16 protein-coding genes are annotated in these 17,020 nt (G+C 47.2%); 15 read left to right on the top strand and 1 reads right to left on the bottom strand.

The genetic code is table 11. The annotated features are described in order from the left end of the window. Nucleotides 1-60 precede the first annotated feature (60 nt). From M1D90_RS17080 to M1D90_RS17045, 8 genes are all read left to right on the top strand, one after another. On the top strand, nucleotides 61-429 hold the full coding sequence (locus tag M1D90_RS17080) for a DUF5365 family protein (protein ID WP_026579999.1): 369 nt from the start codon (nucleotides 61-63) through the stop codon (nucleotides 427-429). Between the two features lie 190 nt (nucleotides 430-619). Then, the gene (locus M1D90_RS17075) at nucleotides 620-1,024 is read left to right on the top strand and encodes a CBS domain-containing protein (protein WP_373367315.1); all 405 of its coding nucleotides are present in this window, start codon (nucleotides 620-622) and stop codon (nucleotides 1,022-1,024) included. Between the two features lie 138 nt (nucleotides 1,025-1,162). Then, nucleotides 1,163-1,825, top strand: a complete 663-nt coding sequence (locus M1D90_RS17070; RefSeq protein WP_456282920.1) for an HAD family hydrolase — start codon at nucleotides 1,163-1,165, stop codon at nucleotides 1,823-1,825. Between the two features lie 23 nt (nucleotides 1,826-1,848). Then, nucleotides 1,849-3,387 (top strand): bifunctional GNAT family N-acetyltransferase/carbon-nitrogen hydrolase family protein, encoded by a 1,539-nt coding sequence (locus tag M1D90_RS17065; protein ID WP_020450701.1) that lies wholly within the window; start codon nucleotides 1,849-1,851, stop codon nucleotides 3,385-3,387. Nucleotides 3,388-3,721: 334 nt separating this feature from the next. Then, nucleotides 3,722-5,350, top strand: a complete 1,629-nt coding sequence (abc-f, locus tag M1D90_RS17060) for a ribosomal protection-like ABC-F family protein (protein WP_456282919.1) — start codon at nucleotides 3,722-3,724, stop codon at nucleotides 5,348-5,350. Nucleotides 5,351-5,594: 244 nt separating this feature from the next. Beyond that, nucleotides 5,595-6,395: a formate/nitrite transporter family protein gene (locus tag M1D90_RS17055; protein WP_448155682.1), complete on the top strand. Its 801-nt coding sequence runs from the start codon at nucleotides 5,595-5,597 to the stop codon at nucleotides 6,393-6,395. Nucleotides 6,396-6,907: 512 nt separating this feature from the next. Then, complete coding sequence (locus M1D90_RS17050; RefSeq protein ID WP_142300486.1) at nucleotides 6,908-7,087, top strand: hypothetical protein; 180 nt, start codon at nucleotides 6,908-6,910, stop codon at nucleotides 7,085-7,087. A 14-nt stretch (nucleotides 7,088-7,101) separates the two neighbouring features. Beyond that, nucleotides 7,102-8,013, top strand: coding sequence for an AEC family transporter (locus tag M1D90_RS17045; RefSeq protein ID WP_020450706.1), 912 nt, complete (start codon nucleotides 7,102-7,104; stop codon nucleotides 8,011-8,013). 65 nt (nucleotides 8,014-8,078) lie between these two features. On the opposite strand, the gene M1D90_RS17040 is transcribed toward M1D90_RS17045, so the two are convergent. Continuing rightward, nucleotides 8,079-9,071, bottom strand: a complete 993-nt coding sequence (locus tag M1D90_RS17040) for a quinone oxidoreductase family protein (protein WP_023856502.1) — start codon at nucleotides 9,069-9,071, stop codon at nucleotides 8,079-8,081. A 172-nt stretch (nucleotides 9,072-9,243) separates the two neighbouring features. Between M1D90_RS17040 and M1D90_RS17035 the strand changes: the two genes are divergently transcribed. From M1D90_RS17035 to M1D90_RS17005, 7 genes are all read left to right on the top strand, one after another. Further along, a complete protein-coding gene (locus M1D90_RS17035; protein ID WP_026579996.1) occupies nucleotides 9,244-9,801 on the top strand; it encodes a glycerol-3-phosphate responsive antiterminator in 558 nt (185 codons plus the stop codon). Between the two features lie 227 nt (nucleotides 9,802-10,028). Next, a complete protein-coding gene (locus M1D90_RS17030) occupies nucleotides 10,029-10,844 on the top strand; it encodes an MIP/aquaporin family protein (RefSeq protein ID WP_020450709.1) in 816 nt (271 codons plus the stop codon). Between the two features lie 46 nt (nucleotides 10,845-10,890). Further along, the gene (gene glpK, locus M1D90_RS17025; protein WP_020450710.1) at nucleotides 10,891-12,381 is read left to right on the top strand and encodes a glycerol kinase GlpK; all 1,491 of its coding nucleotides are present in this window, start codon (nucleotides 10,891-10,893) and stop codon (nucleotides 12,379-12,381) included. A 146-nt stretch (nucleotides 12,382-12,527) separates the two neighbouring features. Continuing rightward, entirely contained in the window at nucleotides 12,528-14,195 is a 1,668-nt protein-coding gene (glpD, locus tag M1D90_RS17020) for a glycerol-3-phosphate dehydrogenase (protein WP_095289875.1), read from the top strand. 184 nt (nucleotides 14,196-14,379) lie between these two features. After that, on the top strand, nucleotides 14,380-16,125 hold the full coding sequence (locus M1D90_RS17015; protein ID WP_456282918.1) for a phospho-sugar mutase: 1,746 nt from the start codon (nucleotides 14,380-14,382) through the stop codon (nucleotides 16,123-16,125). Nucleotides 16,126-16,255: 130 nt separating this feature from the next. Next, nucleotides 16,256-16,714, top strand: coding sequence for a DUF6773 family protein (locus M1D90_RS17010; protein WP_025811820.1), 459 nt, complete (start codon nucleotides 16,256-16,258; stop codon nucleotides 16,712-16,714). 21 nt (nucleotides 16,715-16,735) lie between these two features. Beyond that, on the top strand, nucleotides 16,736-16,933 hold the full coding sequence (locus M1D90_RS17005) for a helix-turn-helix transcriptional regulator (RefSeq protein WP_026579993.1): 198 nt from the start codon (nucleotides 16,736-16,738) through the stop codon (nucleotides 16,931-16,933). The last annotated feature ends 87 nt before the right edge of the window (nucleotides 16,934-17,020 follow it).

Below are 17,020 nucleotides of genomic sequence, written 5' to 3'. Positions count from 1 at the left end.
TCACAGCCCATTGTTTATGTATGATATTCTGATTGAAGAGATTTGAACAAGGGATGAAGGGTGATCAATTTGCGAATTGTAAAGGCAGCAACTGAAGAACAAGAAATTTATATAGAAGAGCTTGTATCAGAGCTGTATCAAATATTTCCATTGTACTTGAATAAACAAAAAATAAAAGAACTTAAAAAGCAGGGCATGCTTGAATTGAAAGAGGATGAATACAAAGGAACGCTCGATGAGGCGTTTCAGATTATGACAAGCCTGCAATTGATCCATGCCTTATTAACTAAGGCGAAGCGCCGGTGGATGCTGAAAGACCGTGATTTGTTCGATAAAAACTGCCGCAAGCTGAATGACTGCGGTTTGTACTTCCCTCTGACATCCGCCGACTTTCATATCGTGAATACCGAGAATAAAATGCTGATGTAAAATCGGCTTTTGCCTGAATTGAAAGAGCTTGTTCCGTTTTCGGAAAAGCTCTTCTTTTTATGAAAAGATGATATAAGAAATAAGCGGAAAACACAATGAAATGGTGCCAACTTCCTTTTTAGCATGTGCGCGACCTGTACATACTAACAATCGAAAGGGGTGCAGTCTATTGACGACAATCAGCAATGCAATGTCTAAGCAAGTGGCGACAATTTCTTCCAATCAAACGGTTCAAGAAGCGGCTGAGTTGATGAGCCGTCATAATATAGGGGCGATCCCGGTCGTAGATCAAGGCGTGTTAAAAGGAATGATCACAGACCGTGATATCACACTCAGAACGACAGCGGAAGGCCAGGATGGACAGACGCCTGTTTCAAACGTGATGACAACCAATGTTGTTTCAGGGAATCCGAACATGAGCCTTGAAGAAGCATCACAGCTGATGGCTCAAAGTCAAATCCGCCGTCTGCCGATCGTCGATAACAACCATTTAGTTGGGATTTTGGCGCTCGGGGATCTGGCGGTAAACGAAATGTCCAACGAATCTGCCGGACAGGCGCTTACGAACATCTCCACTCCGGCGCGGACTCAGTAAGAACGGAAGAGCTTGCCTCTTACAGCAGGCTCTTCTTCATTTATACATACCGGTTTTTAGTGTCTTCTCTTTTCAAGGGGCGGCAAGAAGGATACAATGAATGGTGCAAACAGTCAAAAGGAGTTGGGCTAAAGCGCGATGATTAAAGCAGTGATTTTTGATTTTGACGGTCTTATTTTAGATACAGAAACGCATGAATATGAAGTGCTCCAGGAAATTTTTGAAGAACATGGCTCAGAGCTGCCTATGTCGGTTTGGGGAAATGTCATCGGCACGGCCGCCGGATTCCAGCCGTTTTCTTATCTGGAGGAACAGCTGCAAAAAAAGCTGGACCATGAGCAATTGACGAAATTGAGGCAAGAGCGTTTTACGAAAAGAATGGAAAGCGAAAAAGCGCGTCCCGGTGTGGAAGCTTATTTGTCCGCGGCGAAAGAGCTCGGTTTAAAAATCGGCTTGGCGTCAAGCTCGGATTATAAATGGGTGTCTCAGCATTTGAAACAAATCGGCCTGTACGATGATTTCGAGTGCATCAGAACGGCCGATGATGTTGAGGAAGTCAAACCGAACCCGGAACTCTATTTAAAAGCGGCGGAATGTCTCGGTGTGAAGCCTGAGGAGTGCATTGCATTCGAAGATTCTGTCAACGGATCAGTCGCCGCGAAAAGAGCCGGAATGAAATGTGTGATTGTACCGAATAAAGTAACGAAAAGCTTGCTGTTCGAGCATTATGACCACCGTTTGGAATCAATGGCGGAAATGGAGCTGGAGCAGCTGATCGAAAAAATTTCCAATCCATCATAAAGAAGGCAGAGGAGGAATGGGACGTGTCTGAAAAACTGGATCTTTCCCGCTTTGAAAAAAAGATTGTCATCCGCAATATTGAAGAAAAAGATATCGACAGCATCATCGGGCTTCAAGAGCTATGTTTTCCGGGAATGATCCCATGGAAACGGGAACATCTGGAAAGCCATTTGGAACACTTCCCGGAAGGCCAGTTTTGCGCAGAGCTTGACGGAGAAGTCATCGGTTCCTGTTCAAGCCTGTTGATCAACTTTGATGAATATGATGACAGACACACATGGCAAGATATTACAGACGACGGGTATATTACGAATCACAATCCCGACGGTTTAAACATGTACGGGATCGAGGTCATGGTTCATCCTGAATACAGACGGATGAAGATCGGCCACCGTCTCTATGAAGCGCGTAAAGATCTGGCAAGGCGCTTGAATTTAAAGAGCATTATCATCGGCGGCAGGATTCCGAACTATCATAAGTACGCTTCCGAGATGACGCCGAGGGAGTATGTCGAACAAGTCATCCACCACCAGATCTATGATCCGGTTCTTTCGTTTCAACTGTTGAACGGATTTACGATGATGAGGATCAATCCGAACTATCTCCCGGATGACAGAGCATCAAGCAAATATGCGACATTGATGGAGTGGAATAATGTCGACTACTTGCCGCAGACGAAGCGCTATTACAAATCAGCTTTTCCGGTAAGAATCTGTGTGATTCAATATGAGATGAAGCAGATTCATTCCTTCGAGGAGTTTGCCAACCAAGTCGAATACTATGCAGACGTGGCTTCAGACGCGGGAGCGGATTTTGCCGTCTATCCCGAAATCTTTACGACGCAGCTGATGTCGTTTCTTGAAGAGCGTTCACCGAGCCTGGCTGTTCAGCGGATCACCGAATATACAGAAGACTATATCAGCCTGTTCACAGATCTTGCCGTTAAATACAATGTCAACATTATCGGCGGTTCCCACTTCGTTGAAGAAGAAGGGAAGATCTACAATATCGCTTACTTGTTCAGAAGGGACGGAACTATCGAAAAGCAATATAAGCTTCATATTACCCCGAATGAACGAAAATGGTGGGGCATCAGCAGGGGGGACGAGGTGCGCGTCTTTGACACAGACTGCGGCAAAATCGCGATCCAGATCTGCTATGACATCGAGTTCCCGGAGCTCGGCAGAATCGCAACCGAAAAAGGGGCCAAGATTATTTTCACCCCTTTCTGCACGGAAGACCGCCAAGGCTATTTGCGAGTCAGATACTGCGCTCAAGCAAGAGCGGTTGAAAATCAGGTGTACACGGTTATTTCCGGTACGGTCGGCAATCTGCCGCAAACCGAAAATATGGATATCCAATATGCACAATCCGCGATTTTTGCTCCTTCAGATTTTGAATTCGCAAGGGATGGAATCGTCGGAGAATGCAATCCGAACATTGAAATGGTGGTCATCGGCGATGTCGACCTGGAAATTCTCAGAAGGCAGCGGCAGGACGGAACCGTCCGGCAGCTCAAGGACAGACGCCATGACATCTACCGGATTCATTATCAAAAATAGCAGATTCGTGTGCCGGCCGTTTTAGGCCGGCTTTTTCATGTTGACTTTTATCTTTATTTTTCATATATTGTAACTATTAAAAGGAGGTGGAAAAGATGAATCAAACTGGTAAGCGTATGACGGATATGCAAGCTCATCTGTATATTTGTCGCGCGATTTTTTCCGGGGAATGCGTATTACGGGATCAGTCTGCCCTTTTTTACACATTCAATTGGAAAAAATACCAGTGAGAGACATCTGCCCACAATCGGATTTTTGATGCTGACGGCGGGGTGTAAGCTCTGCTGTCTTTTTTATGCTCGGTGTCTCTTTACGGAGTGCGGAGGAAAAATAGATGATGATATGCAGTTTGCAACATGTCGGGCAAACATACGGAGGACATACGATTTTCAGCGGGCTGTCATGGGACCTGCACCAAGGGGAGCGAATCGGTCTGATCGGACGAAATGGGGAAGGAAAAACAACGTTGCTGAAGCTGATCGGCGGCCAAGCGAAACCTGATGAAGGCCTTGTGACTTGGAAAAAAGGATTATCAACGGGGCTCTTGGAGCAGAATCCCGCATGGGACGGCAGCCAAACGGTAAAAGAGCTGCTGTATGATGTTTTTTCGTCATTATGGGACACACAGCAGAAGCTTTCCCGGATTGAACGGCAATTGGCCGTTGAAAAAGACGAGGAAAAACTCAGTCTTCTATTGGAAAAGTACGGGGCTTTACAAGATGAATTTCAACGGAAAGGCGGCTACGGCATCAGTGCGCAAATCGAACGGGTAGCGCACGGCTTAAATATCGAGCGGCTACTCGATGCCGAGTGGCGGGAGTTAAGCGGAGGAGAACGGACGAAAGCGGGTCTTGCCAGGCTTCTCTTGTCAGCTCCGGATCTGCTTTTACTGGATGAACCGACAAACCATTTGGATTTGACAGCGATCGAATGGCTGACGTCTTTTTTAAAGCAGTACAAAGGCACAGCAGTCATTGTATCGCATGATCGCTATTTCCTGGATGAATCGGTCACCTCAATTCTTGAAATCGACCAGGGAGAGCTTCACTTTTCCAAAGGCGGCTATACACATTATGCCGATGAACGGGAAGAGCGCCTCATGAGAGAATTTCATGACTATCAGGATCAGCAGAAGAAAATCAAAAAAATGAAGGAAACGATCAAGCGGCTGAAGGAATGGGCGAATCGCGCCAATCCTCCGAATGATGGCCTGCACCGGCGAGCCAAAAGCATGGAAAAGGCTTTGGAGCGCATGGAGAAGGTGAAGAAACCCGTACTGGAACGCAAAAAGATCGATTTAGCTTTCAGCATGGATGAACGAAGCGGAAAAGATGTCGTCAGGCTTGAGGATGTCTGCAAAAGCTTCGGTGAGCGGTTGCTTTTTGACAATCTCAGTATGCATGTCCGTTTTCAGGAGCGCGCCGCCATCGTCGGAGAGAACGGCAGCGGCAAAACGACGCTGCTCAACATCATTAGCGGAAAGGAAACACCGGACAGCGGTGACGTGCAGCTTGGCAGCAATTTATCGGCCGCATATCTGACGCAGCATGTCGGCGAAATGGAGGAAGAGCGCACGGTTTTAGCCGAATTCCGTGAACATGTTTCTGCATCAGAAGGCGAAGCCAGAATGTTGCTTGCAAAGTTTTTGTTTTTCGGCCAATCCGTCTTTCAAAAAGTGAAAAATTTAAGCGGAGGCGAACGGATGCGGCTTCGCTTGGCCCAGCTCGTTCACCAAAACCATAATGTGCTGATCCTCGATGAGCCGACAAACCATTTGGACATCGAATCGAAGGAGATGCTTGAAGAAGCATTAAGCCAATTTCAAGGGACGATTATCGCGGTTTCGCACGACAGATACTTTCTTGACCGGCTTTTCAATGTCACCTGGTGGCTTGACGGCAGAAAACTCGTCAAGTATGAAGGGAACTATACATTCGCAAGAGAGAAGCGGCGGCAGGGTTGACACATTTTTATCACATTTGATAGGATATTGCTACAGTTATAGAAGGCAAAAGCAATGGAATGTATGCACGGACTGTATATATTCTCTTTCGATATCTTAATTCTGCTTGATTTTGTTGTATGGGTATGCATACAAGTTAGGCAGCATTCAAACGCCTGGTTGACACAGGTTATTTGAGTGCTGCCTTTTTTTATTGTCTTTCTGCCATAACTGTGAGAAAAGAAGAAATAATGGAGGTTTTAGTATGGCTTTTCGAAAACCGGATGAAATAGCGGAGGCGGCAATTGAAGCAGGAATGAAAAAGATACAGCTCCCGCTGCCGTCTCTGCTTGTATTGGGGTTTTTAGGCGGCGCATTTATCGCGCTTGGGTACTTGCTTGATATCAGGGTAATCGGCGACCTGCCGAAAGAATGGGGAAGCCTGTCCAGCCTGATCGGAGCTGCCGTATTTCCTGTCGGTCTGATCCTTGTGGTGCTCGCTGGCGCTGAATTGATCACAGGGAATATGATGTCCGTTGCGATGGCTTTATTTTCAAGAAAAATATCACTGAAACAATTGGCGGTTAACTGGGGAATCGTTACGATTATGAACTTAATCGGGGCACTGTTTGTTGCTTACTTTTTCGGACATTTGGTTGGATTGACTGAAACAGGTCCTTATTTAGAAAAAACGATCGCCATTGCACAAGGGAAACTCGATATGAGCTTCGGCAAGGTTCTCATTTCCGGCATTGGCTGTAACTGGCTTGTATGTCTTGCTGTATGGCTTTCTTTCGGCGCACAAGACGGAGCAGGGAAGATCCTTGGCATCTGGTTCCCAATTATGGCTTTTGTCGCAATCGGATTTCAGCACGTTGTCGCCAACATGTTTGTGATTCCCGCAGCCATTTTTGCAGGCTCGTTCACATGGGGGCAGTTTATCGGAAACATCATTCCGGCTTTTATCGGCAATGTCATTGGCGGATCCGTGTTCGTCGGTCTCATTTATTTTATTGGATACTACAAGAAAGACCGCTCCAGAAAAGAAATGAAGCGGGTATCATAAACAAAGGGCAAACATACAAATGCCGTCCGTTTTTGGAAAAAGATGATGATGAAATGGGATTAGGCGGGTGTACTTACAAAGTAAGAAAAAAGCAACGGAGGCTGAACAGCATGACAATGAGACAGCAGAATGTGATGCACAAGGAAAAGCTCATGGCTCATTCAGCCTGTGGAAGAGTTCGTGTCCTTCCTTAACCAATGCTTTTCGCACGCATTAAATCGGAATAGACGGACATCCGCAACTTCCCGCAGGCAGTAGAGACAATGTATGTCTTCTTTTGTCTGCGGTTTTTATTTGCCTGCGGCAGAAAAAATGATGCCCTTTGAAAGGACAGTGAAAAGACAGTTGCATTTGCCTAAACCAGCAAGACCGAAAGGCTGCCGGTCATATAAAAATCCTGAAACATGCCCATTGCTTGAGCACTGCCAAGATCAAAGAACCGCCAGAAAGTCATCATCCGACATGTAGGGGAGGCCCGCAAAATCGTTTGTCTGTTTCAGGGGAAACGGAATGTGAGTGAACAAGTTCTCCTTACAGCCGCATCCCAGTACATGAAGAAGATTGCCGCATACCTAGCCAAGCAGGGCCGGGTATGCGGGAGCTCTTTTACTGCAAACGGGCTGGAAACACCGTTGAAAACAAACGGAATTTTCTATATGATTGATAGTATTAATGAGAACGGTTATACATAAAAAGAAGGTGCATCATGGAGTTTGTGCTTGTTTTACTGCCGGTTTTCGGGATATTTGCGATCGGGTTCATCGGACAAAAGCTGCTTCATTTTGATATTCAGAACCTATCTAAAATGTCCCTGTATTTAATGTCTCCGTTTTTAGCGTTTGATACGTTTTATGAGAACAAGCTGACGATGGATTATATCTATATGTCTGTCTATTGTCTCGGCCTCTGTTTCATTTTGATTCTATTTGTCTACCTCATTTCATATGTTCACGGGTATTCCAATCAGGAGCGGTGCGCTCTCGTTTTATCATCCGCTTTCATGAATAACGGAAACTACGGCACTCCCGTCGTCCTGCTTGTCTACGGCACGGCCGGGCTTGATATCGCCGTTGTGCTGATGGTGCTTCAGCAGCTTGTCATGAGCACGATCGGCATATATTATGCAGCGAAAGGAAGCCCTGAAGCGGGCGGATTTAAAATTGTGATGACAAGGGTTATCCGGATGCCGGTCGCATACGGTGCGCTGCTCGGCATATGCTTTCAGCTGGGGCATATTTCGATTCCCGAACAGTTAATGACGGGAATTAAATTGGTGGGGGACGCCGCGATTCCGACGATTATGATTATTCTCGGCATGCAGCTTGCGGTGATTTCCTTTCAACATATCGAATACCGGAAAATTTCTTACTCGCTTTTGCTGAAACTATTCGTGTCTCCGCTCATTGCCTTGGGGTTTGCGCTGATTCTTCCCGTCGACGGGCTGGTTAAACAGATCATGGTGTTGGCGGCGGCCATGCCGACAGCGGCGAATACGACTTTGATGGCGGTTCAGTTTGAAACAAAGCCGGAAATCGTTTCAAGCGCGACGTTTATCAGTACAATGCTCAGCATCGTCACCCTTCCGGTCGTGCTGTGGCTGCTTTCATTATGGGGCTGACCTCTTTTTTCGGTCAAAACCAAAAAACGGCGGCTGATGACTGGCAAGCCGCCGTTCCCCAGAGGTTACCCGCCTATTTGCAAAGCGATATTTCCAAACTGCTCCCCGTCTTTCATCCGTTTAAAGGCTGCAACCGCTTCTGATAAAGGAAACACTTGATCAAGCACCGGCTTAAGGGAATGGCGTTCGATAAAATCAATCATTTGCCGAAATTCTTCGAGGCTGCCCATCGAAGTGCCGATGATGCTGATCTGCGGGAAAAAGAGCGAGCGCAGCGGAAGCTGGATGCTGTCTCCCGAGCTGGCGCCGAAATTGATGATCCTTCCGTTCGGCTTGATGACATCGAAATAATTCGCAAAAGTTGCCGGACCGATGCTGTCGAGGATTAAATCAACCCGTTCCCCGCCCAAGCTTTCTTTCCACAGACCGCGGCTTTCAATTGCGAGATCCGCCCCATAGCGGAGCGCTTCTTTTCTTTTTTCTTCGCTTCGGGAGGTTACAGTCACCCGCGCGCCTGCTGCCTTTGCCATGAGCACTGCGTTTGTGGCGACGCCTCCGCCGACTCCCGGTATTAAGATGTGTTCGCCTTTTTTTAAATGTCCTTTCGTAAATAAAGCCCTGTAAGCGGTCAGAGCGGATAAAGGCAAGACGCCTGCTTCCTCCCAGGAAAGGTGCGCCGGTTTTTTCAACACGTGCTTCGCCGGGACGATGACATGGTCTGCGAAGGTTCCGTCAGATGGGCCGCCGAGAATGTCGGGTACTTGCGGAACAGAATCCGTATATTCCCAGCCGATGCTCGGATTGATGATCACCTCTGTATGAACGGCGAGGCCCTGAACGCCTTCGCCTGTCTCTTCGATCGTGCCTGCTCCGTCGGAGCCGGGTATAAATGGGGCATCACCCGCCTCCCTGGATTGAAAGAGGAACAAGTCACGGTGGTTCAGTCCGGCCGCTTTCAGTCTGATTTTGACTTCACCCGGACCGGGCGTTTTGTCGGAAACGTCTGTATATTTCAGTCCTGAAAGGCCCTTGATTCCTTCATGGATGATCGCTTTCATAAAAAATTCCCCCATTCGAGTTGGTTGTGTTAAATTATGGACATGACTGAAGGTAAATGTAAAATGATTTGCCCGGGCACCGTGAGAGGCTTCTGTTTATAAAGGATTGCAATGAGGCGGAAATTCCATTAGTGTAATACAGAAGCAAGATAGCAAGTGAAGGAGATGGAACATGAGTTTTCACGATCAACAAATTTTACCTGCGGTACGTAATATGAAGCAGTTTGATACATTCCTGGACAGCCCGTTTTCATACGGGGTCCTGCTTGACATCCACCTTGGACAGCTGGGAGGCGTCATCAGCGCGGCCAGATCCCATGGGAAAAAAATGTTTGTGCACGTCGATCTGATCCAAGGAATTAAGCATGATGAATACGGGGCGGAATTCATTTGCCAGGAAATGAAGCCGGCGGGCATTCTCTCTACAAGATCAAGCGTTATCGCAAAAGCAAAGCAGAAGAAAGTATATGCGATCCAGCGCATGTTTTTAATAGACACAAGCGCCATGAAGAAGAGTATTGAATTGGTGAAAAAGCACAGACCCGACTATATAGAAGTGCTTCCCGGAGTGGTGCCGGAACTGATCAAGGAAGTCAAAGAAATAACCGGCATTCCGATCTTTGCGGGCGGGTTTATCCGTACCGAAAAAGACGTCGAGCAGGCGCTTGCAGCAGGGGCGTCCGCAGTCACCACCTCAGACACTGATTTATGGAAAAAATACTGGAAGTAAAAATTTAAAATGTGAAAAATTATTGACAACGCTTTCACTATACGATACGATCTTACTAAGTTAATACATTGTGACGGAGACCCGGAGACCACAGCAGTTCTTTACTCAGTATGATGTAAAGAAAGTTTGCTGTGTTTTTTTATGGTCTTTTAGACACAGTGAAGAAGGTGAACCCATGGTGTTCATCTTAGAATAACACTTCATAATAGATTTTAGGAGGGATAGCCTTGACAGCATTTTGGGGGGAAGTTATCGGAACGATGCTGCTCATCGTCTTTGGAGCTGGAGTTTGTGCAGGAGTTAATTTGAAAAAATCGCTGTCCCATCAATCCGGATGGATTGTGATCGTCTTCGGCTGGGGGCTTGGCGTGGCCATGGCGGTATATGCCGTCGGCGGCATCAGCGGAGCGCATTTAAATCCCGCCGTTACATTGGGGCTGGCATTTGTCGGAGATTTTCCTTGGAAAGAAGTGCCTTCCTATATTTTGGGACAGATGATCGGCGCATTTTTAGGAGCGGTGCTCGTTTTTCTTCACTACTTGCCGCACTGGAAAGAAACCGAAGATCAAGGCGCGAAGCTGGGAGTATTTTCGACAGGGCCGGCGATTCCAAATACATTTGCAAACCTGTTCAGTGAAACATTGGGGACTTTTGTTCTCGTTCTCGGACTTTTAGCGATCGGTGCAAACAAGTTTACTGACGGACTGAATCCGCTCGTTGTCGGATTTCTGATCGTGGCGATCGGGCTCTCGCTCGGCGGAACAACAGGCTATGCGATTAACCCTGCCCGCGATTTGGGGCCGAGAATCGCCCACTTTGTCCTTCCGATTGCAGGCAAAGGAAGTTCAAATTGGAAGTACGCGTGGATTCCTGTTTTAGGACCGGCGCTCGGCGGTTCATTTGCAGGCGTTTTTTACAACGCCGCATTCAAAGGGCACATCACCAACACATTTTGGATTGTAAGCGTTATACTAGTTGTGATATTGTTAGGTTTCTATATTCATATGAAAAAACAATCGGTTGATCAATCGGTCAACATTTAAAAAAAAACGCAAATCTTAACAGACATATAAGGGGGAGTTTCCAAAAATGGAAAAATACATTTTGTCTCTTGATCAAGGCACCACAAGCACAAGGGCGATTGTTTTCAACAAAGCAGGCGAAATCGTCCATATTGCGCAAAAAGAATTTCAGCAATATTTTCCAAACCCCGGCTGGGTTGAACACAATGCAAATGAAATCTGGGGCTCCGTTCTGTCGGTGATCGCTTCTGCGCTTTCAGAATCGGGAATCGAAGCCGCGCAAATTGCCGGAATCGGGATCACCAACCAGCGGGAAACGACCGTTGTTTGGGATAAACATACCGGTAAACCGGTCTACAATGCGATTGTGTGGCAGTCCCGCCAATCGGCGGAAATATGTCAGGAATTGAGAGAACAAGGCTATGAAGAAACGATCAGGGAAAAAACAGGCCTTTTAATCGATCCTTATTTTTCAGGCACGAAGGTGAAATGGATTTTGGATCATGTGGAAGGGGCACGGGAGAAAGCGGAAAACGGCGACCTTCTCTTCGGTACGATCGATTCTTGGCTGATCTGGAAAATGTCCGGCGGAAAAGCGCATGTGACAGATTATTCAAACGCCTCAAGAACACTGATGTTCAACATCTATGACCTCAAATGGGATGATGAACTTCTCGATATTCTCGGCGTGCCGAAATCGATGCTTCCTGAAGTCAAGCCTTCATCGCATGTATACGCTGAAACGGTCGATTATCATTTCTTCGGCAAAAACATTCCGATTGCAGGTGCAGCCGGCGACCAGCAGGCAGCATTGTTCGGGCAGGCTTGCTTTGAAGAGGGAATGGTTAAGAACACGTATGGAACAGGCTGCTTTATGCTGATGAACACCGGCGAGAAAGCGATCAAATCAGAGCACGGCCTGCTGACGACAATCGCTTGGGGCATCGACGGAAAGGTGGAATATGCGCTGGAAGGCAGCGTCTTCGTCGCTGGTTCCGCTATTCAATGGCTCCGTGATGGGCTGAGAATGTTTAAGGACGCCAAAGAAAGTGAAAAATACGCTGTAAGAACAGAATCTGCCGATGGTGTTTATGTGGTTCCTGCATTTGTAGGTTTAGGCACGCCTTATTGGGACAGCGATGTCCGCGGCGCTGTATTCGGACTGACCCGGGGTACGACGAAAGAGCATTTTGTTAGAGCAACGCTTGAAGCGCTTGCCTATCAAACGAAAGATGTTCTTGACGCAATGATGGAAGACTCCGGGATCTCGGTGAAAACGCTGAGAGTCGACGGCGGAGCTGTCAAAAACAACTTCCTGATGGATTTTCAGGGCGACATTTTGGATGTCCCTGTAGAACGTCCTGAAATCAATGAAACAACCGCGCTCGGTTCAGCCTATTTAGCGGGTCTTGCCGTCGGGTTCTGGAGTGATCGTTCCGAGATCAAAGACCAGTGGCAGCTTGACAAACGTTTTGAACCGAAAATGGAAGAAAAAGAGCGTGAGAGTCTGTACAGCGGGTGGAAGAAAGCTGTAAATGCAGCTAGGGCTTTTAAATAAGCCGCATGTATGTTACAATCTAATTAAGTTAATAGAAACGGTTGGAGAAGAGGAGAGACCGCAGGCACCAAAGCAGTATCAGCGCTTTGGATGTTTGTGGTCTCTTTTTCTATTTTTTTACCGTGACAACAAGGGAGGACATGAACATGGAATCATTATTTTCAAGCCGCAAACGGGACGATATTTTACAGAATATGACGAAGCAGAAGTATGACGTGTTTATTATCGGCGGAGGTATTACAGGCGCAGGGACGGCATTGGACGCCGCATCTCGCGGAATGAAAACGGCGCTTTGCGAAATGCAGGACTTTGCGGCCGGAACGTCAAGCCGCTCCACGAAACTCGTACACGGCGGACTTCGCTATTTAAAGCAATTTGAAGTGAAAATGGTAGCCGAGGTCGGCAAAGAGCGGGCGATCGTCTATGAAAACGGTCCGCACGTGACAACGCCTGAATGGATGCTGCTTCCGATGCATAAGGGAGGCACTTTCGGCAAATTCAGCACTTCAATCGGACTGCGAGTGTACGACTTTTTAGCAGGTGTCAAAAAAGCTGAGCGGAGGAGCATGCTGAATGCCGAGGAAACGCTTCAAAAAGAGCCGCTCGTGAAAAAGAACGGCCTGAAAGGCGGCGGCTATTATGTCGAATACCGGACGGATGACGCCAGGTTGACGATCGAAGTCATGAAAGAAGCGGTTAAATTCGGAGCCGAGGCCGTCAATTATGCGAAAGTAAGCGATTTTATTTATGAAAACGGCAAGGTCACCGGCGTGGTCATTGAAGACGTCTTCACGAAAAAAACGTACCGTGTCCACGCGAAAAAAATCGTGAATGCCGCGGGTCCGTGGGTTGACCGTCTACGGGAAAAAGACCATTCAAAAGAAGGCAAACACCTTCAGCATACAAAAGGCGTGCATCTTGTTTTTGATCAATCGGTCTTTCCTTTAAAACAAGCCGTTTATTTTGATACGCCCGACGGCCGCATGGTGTTCGCGATTCCGAGAGACGGAAAGGCATATGTCGGCACAACGGACACCGTCTACAACGAGGATCTGGAACATCCTCGAATGACGACTGCAGACAGGGATTATGTCATTAATGCAATCAACTATATGTTCCCTGAACTGGGAATCAAGGCCGAAGATGTCGAATCAAGCTGGGCGGGGCTCAGACCGCTGATTCATGAAGAAGGAAAAGACCCGTCCGAGATTTCCCGGAAAGATGAGATCTGGACTTCTGAATCCGGACTGATCACGATTGCCGGCGGAAAGCTGACCGGCTACAGAAAAATGGCTGAGCATATCGTCGATCTTGTCAGAGACCGATTAAAAGAAGAGGGCGGCAGAGACTTCGGTCCTTGCAGAACAAAAACGATGCCGATCTCAGGCGGCCATATCGGCGGCTCCAAAAATCTGGAGGATTTTATTCAAGTGAAAGCAGCCGAAGGGATCAAAGCTGGACTGTCCGAAGAGACGGCAAAACAGATTGCCGCACGATACGGTTCAAACGCAGACCGCCTGTTTGATCGTGTCCCATCCCTGAAAGATGAAGCAGCAGAACGCCGCATTCCTGTCCATGTACTGGCAGAAATGGATTACGGGATCGAGGAAGAAATGGCTGCCGTCCCGGCAGACTTCTTCGTGCGCAGAACGGGTGCGCTGTTCTTTGATATCAATTGGGTCCGCACTTACAAAGACAGCCTTACCGACTACATGAGCGAGAAGCTGAACTGGGATGGCGAAACGAAGGCCCGGCATGTCCAAGCATTGGAAGGACTTCTTCACGACGCTGTTGTCCCGCTGGAAAGCAGATGATGTATCAGGTCAAATGCCCTTGATGGAATTTCGTTAAAAATCAACCGAATGGCCTAACGTGAGGCTGTCTTGATCAGGCAGCCTCATTTTTTTCGTTCGGCATGCTAAATTTGGACAAAGCGGCTGTTTGTCGATATGATAAAAGAAAAGCTGCAATTACTTAGCTAGAACATTGGAGGTAATCATGAGCTGGAGAACGAGCTATGAACGCTGGAAAAACAAAGAAAACTTAGATTCCGAATTAAAATCGCTTCTTTTGGAAGCTGAAGGAAATGAAAAAGAACTAGAGGATTGCTTTTATAAAAAACTTGAGTTTGGTACAGCCGGCATGCGCGGAGAGATCGGACCCGGTCCGAATCGCATGAACGTTTATACGGTTCGCAAAGCATCGGCGGGCCTTGCCGCATACATAGGAGCGAACGGCGAAGAAGCAAAAAAGCGCGGTGTTGTGATCGCGTACGATTCCCGCCACAAGTCGCCTGAATTTGCAATGGAAGCTGCTAAAACGCTCGCGGAAAACGGCGTTCAAACGTACGTGTTTGACGAACTGCGCCCGACACCTGAACTTTCCTTTGCGGTAAGAGAACTGAATGCGTTTGCAGGTATTGTCATCACGGCGAGCCATAACCCGCCTGAATACAACGGCTATAAAGTCTACGGAGAGGACGGCGCGCAGCTTCCGCCTGCTGATGCCGACAAACTCATCGGCTTTGTCAATGCGATTGAAAATGAATTGGAAATCGAAGCAGGCGATGAAGCTGCCTTAACCGAAAAAGGGTTGATCCAAATAATCGGCGAGGAAATCGATCAAGCGTATCTCGATAAACTGACATCGATTTCTGTCAATCCTGATCTGGCAAAGGAAACTGAAGTCAAAGTCATTTTCACCCCGCTGCACGGCACGGCAAATAAATCCGTGAGACGCGGCTTGAAAGCTCTCGGGTATGAGCATGTCACAGTCGTTCCGGAACAGGAGCTGCCTGATCCTGACTTTTCGACCGTGTCTTCTCCTAATCCGGAAGAGCACGCCGCTTTTGAATATGCGATCAGGCTCGGAGAAGAAAAAGGAGCCGATATTCTGATCGGAACCGATCCCGACGCGGACCGCCTCGGCGTTGCTGTAAAGGATCAAGAAGGCCGTTACGCGGTGCTGACAGGAAATCAAACCGGCGCGCTGCTTTTGCATTATCTGCTATCGCAAAAACAGCAGAAAGGCACGCTGCCTGATAACGGAGTCGTTCTAAAAACGATTGTGACAAGCGAAATGGGGCGCGACATTGCCGCTTCTTTCGGACTTGACACGATCGACACGCTGACCGGCTTTAAATTCATCGGAGAAAAAATCAAACAATTTGAAGCATCGGGCGAATATGCTTTCCAATTCGGTTATGAGGAGAGCTACGGTTACTTGATCGGCGATTTCGCAAGAGACAAGGATGCCGTCCAGGCAGCACTGCTTGCGGTTGAGGTATGCGCCTTCTATAAAAAGCAAGGAAAATCGCTGTATGATGGGCTCCTCGAATTGTATCAAACGTTCGGCTTCTATAGAGAAGGCTTGAAGTCCCTGACCTTAAAAGGAAAAGAGGGAGCGGAGCAAATCGCAGCCATCCTCAGCACATTCAGAGAACAGCCGCCTCTTTCCATCGCCGGAAAAGACGTTGTATCCGCAGAAGACTATTTGACAGGGAAGCGGACGCTGCTGAAGGAAAACAAAACAGAAACGATCGATCTTCCGACATCCAATGTTTTGAAATATTTCCTTGAAGACGGCTCATGGTTCTGCCTCCGTCCATCTGGCACAGAGCCTAAAGTGAAATTTTATTTCGCAGTCAAAGGCCCAACCAATGAAGACAGTGAAGCGCTTCTCCATCAATTGACAGATGAAGTGATGAAAAAAATCGATGATATTGTAAAAGCGACTTCAAATTGATAATCGCTGAAAACCCGCCTTGCTACACGGCGGGTTTTCAATTTTTATTGATAAGCGGCCATAAATGATGTAATATATATTTAACAATAAGTTAGATATAAATTGCATATGAAAGGGGAAAATGGCTGACATGAAATGGATTAAAACCGGGGATGAATACGTAGAAAAGAAAATGACGCAATTTTTTAGCGAAGCCGGTACGATTGTCGCTGCTATCTTATTTTTGGATATGATCATCCGGGGCCTCATTTTAGGGCGACCGGCATCCGAATACATCGTCAGTGCCATCGGTTTTGCAGTCTATGCAGGCTGGATATTGTTCCGCTATCTTTTGTCGGGGTTTGAATATCCGGAGATTGCAGGTCAAGCGGCGTACAGGAAAAAAAGAAAAGAGATCACGGCTCTCAGCCTCGCTTCCGGCATCATATTTGCCATTTTAGTGCTTATTTTTACCGGCATACCAAAACACCCCGGCAGTTGGTTTGACTTTATTATGATGGTGATGTTGTTTGTATTTTTTCATTTTCTGATCAACTTTATCTCGTTGCGCAAATCCTTTCGGAAAAATCAAGATCTATTAGATGATTAAATGAAAATGGCGGGTGAGCATATGGTTAACCGGGTCAAACTCGCCCGGGTCGAAAAGTCTTTGACACAAGCCCAGCTTGCCGAGCGGGTCAATGTGACAAGACAGACGATCGGGCTGATCGAAAAAAATAAATACAATCCGACATTGCACCTTTGCCTCGCGATCGCAAAGGCGCTGGACAAAACGCTTGATGATTTGTTTTGGGAGGAAGAAGCTTAACGATTCGCTTTGTCCCTTCTCGGTCAAAAGTCTTAGAAAAGTTCATCTCATGAGGTGGCCTTTTTTTTATCAAATATCGATATAATA

The sequence above is a fragment of the Bacillus sp. JZ34 genome, assembly GCF_053903205.1.
The sequence above is the reverse complement of the archived record's forward strand: the minus strand, read 5'-3'. Positions and strand labels throughout refer to the sequence as shown.

Coding starts and splice junctions, on each gene's coding strand:
- M1D90_RS17075 (WP_373367315.1), top strand. CDS start 620: ATGTCTAAGCAAGTGGCGACAATTTCTTCCAATCAAACGGTTCAAGAA.
- abc-f (WP_456282919.1), top strand. CDS start 3,722: ATGATGATATGCAGTTTGCAACATGTCGGGCAAACATACGGAGGACAT.
- M1D90_RS17070 (WP_456282920.1), top strand. CDS start 1,163: ATGATTAAAGCAGTGATTTTTGATTTTGACGGTCTTATTTTAGATACA.
- M1D90_RS17015 (WP_456282918.1), top strand. CDS start 14,380: ATGAGCTGGAGAACGAGCTATGAACGCTGGAAAAACAAAGAAAACTTA.
- M1D90_RS17045 (WP_020450706.1), top strand. CDS start 7,102: ATGGAGTTTGTGCTTGTTTTACTGCCGGTTTTCGGGATATTTGCGATC.
- M1D90_RS17010 (WP_025811820.1), top strand. CDS start 16,256: ATGAAATGGATTAAAACCGGGGATGAATACGTAGAAAAGAAAATGACG.
- M1D90_RS17040 (WP_023856502.1), bottom strand. CDS start 9,071: ATGAAAGCGATCATCCATGAAGGAATCAAGGGCCTTTCAGGACTGAAA.
- M1D90_RS17035 (WP_026579996.1), top strand. CDS start 9,244: ATGAGTTTTCACGATCAACAAATTTTACCTGCGGTACGTAATATGAAG.
- M1D90_RS17055 (WP_448155682.1), top strand. CDS start 5,595: ATGGCTTTTCGAAAACCGGATGAAATAGCGGAGGCGGCAATTGAAGCA.
- glpD (WP_095289875.1), top strand. CDS start 12,528: ATGGAATCATTATTTTCAAGCCGCAAACGGGACGATATTTTACAGAAT.
- M1D90_RS17005 (WP_026579993.1), top strand. CDS start 16,736: ATGGTTAACCGGGTCAAACTCGCCCGGGTCGAAAAGTCTTTGACACAA.
- glpK (WP_020450710.1), top strand. CDS start 10,891: ATGGAAAAATACATTTTGTCTCTTGATCAAGGCACCACAAGCACAAGG.